At 57.0% G+C, this 1,271-nt stretch carries 3 protein-coding genes; 2 read left to right on the top strand and 1 reads right to left on the bottom strand.

Features of this window, described 5'->3' with window-relative positions; all coding sequences use genetic code 11:
- On the top strand, window positions 1-430 hold a 430-nt coding region (locus tag IBX54_RS15165), incomplete at its 5' end, for a nucleotidyl transferase AbiEii/AbiGii toxin family protein (protein ID WP_296543478.1).
- Between the two features lie 32 nt (window positions 431-462).
- On the opposite strand, the gene IBX54_RS15160 is transcribed toward IBX54_RS15165, so the two are convergent.
- Window positions 463-954 carry a site-specific integrase gene (locus IBX54_RS15160; protein ID WP_296543477.1) on the bottom strand — a complete coding sequence of 164 codons (492 nt, stop codon included), beginning with the start codon at window positions 952-954 and terminating at the stop codon, window positions 463-465.
- Between IBX54_RS15160 and IBX54_RS15155 the strand changes: the two genes are divergently transcribed.
- The coding region (locus IBX54_RS15155; RefSeq protein WP_367141860.1) for an AAA family ATPase at window positions 955-1,271 on the top strand (317 nt) is incomplete at its 3' end.

Raw genomic sequence — 1,271 nt, 5'->3', positions numbered from 1 at the left:
TGCGCCGCTGTTTGGCGACTGGCAATGTGAGGTGGTGGCGTTGGAGTTGCAACGCACTTTTTGGGAGAAAGCAACCATCCTGCATGCGGAGTACCACCGGCCACATGACTCACCCACACCAGACCGGTATGCACGCCACTATTTCGACATGGTGAGGTTGTTGGCGCACGCCGATGCACCGCAGTTTTTGGCTGACAAGGCGCAGTGCGAGCGCGTTGTGGACTGGAAAAGCCGCGTATTTTCCCGAGGCTGGGCGCGTTACGATTTGGCCTGCCATGGGTCGTTCCGGCTGGTGCCTCCCATGGCACGGCAGGGTGATTTGGCGCGCGATTACGCGACGATGCGCCCCATGTTCATGACCGAGCCGCCGAGCTTTGACGTGTTGCTGCGAGAACTTGGGGATGCTGAAAACGTTATCAATTCCCCGTAGTCAGTCGAACGGGCAGACGCAACCTTTGGTCACTACCCCATCTTGTCAGCCAGCTTTTCAACCTGCAGGTGGGTGTACTTCTTCAGCATTTGAAGCGTTTTGTGGCCGGAAATGGAGGCGAGCTCAAGAATCGAGAAATCGCTCTTTTCGCTTAGACGGCTCATGGCTTCATGGCGCAATTCGTGCCAAGTGAAGTCTTGAATTTTGGCGCGCTGGCAGGCGTAGCGGAGGACGCGCAGAAGGCAAGTCCGGTCCATGGGAAATGGCCGGTCAGATGGATTCAACTTGCCTGGTGGTTTGGTCAAGGCATTCAATACTTCAATGGCTTTTGAGGACAGTGGTGCTGCACGTTCCTCACCGTTTTTGGTTTCTTTCAGAAGCGCGAACTTGCGGTCAAGGTTCACGTGTTCCCAAGTCAGCGACAAAATTTCATTTTGTCGCGCAGCTGTTTCGATGGCGAGCCGCTGCGCCCGAGCAATCGTTGGGGTGGTTTCAAGGCGTTGCGCGAGCGCTGGCTTTCTCACATGGAGTCCACCCGTTGTCGAGCGGTGTTGCTGGTCGATGAGGCGCAGGAGATGACGCCCCAGGTGTTGTCCGAGCTGCGCCTGCTGGCGAGTTCGCAGTTTGATTCTCAACCCTTGCTGTGTATCGTGATGGCGGGCGATGCGCGTCTGCTGGAGAAGTTGCGCCGTGAGGAGTTGATCCCGCTGGGTAGCCGTATTTTCACCCGCCTGGCCACCGAGTTTGCCAGTCGCGATGAGTTGCTGGCTTGTCTTGCGCATTTGCTGGGCGCTGCGGGTAATGTCAGTTTGATGACGCTGCCCTTGCAGCAGACTTTGTG

The sequence above is a fragment of the Rhodoferax sp. genome (genome assembly GCF_014859475.1).
Taxonomy (GTDB): domain Bacteria; phylum Pseudomonadota; class Gammaproteobacteria; order Burkholderiales; family Burkholderiaceae_C; genus Rhodoferax.
This window is presented reverse-complemented; position numbering and strand designations above follow the sequence as displayed.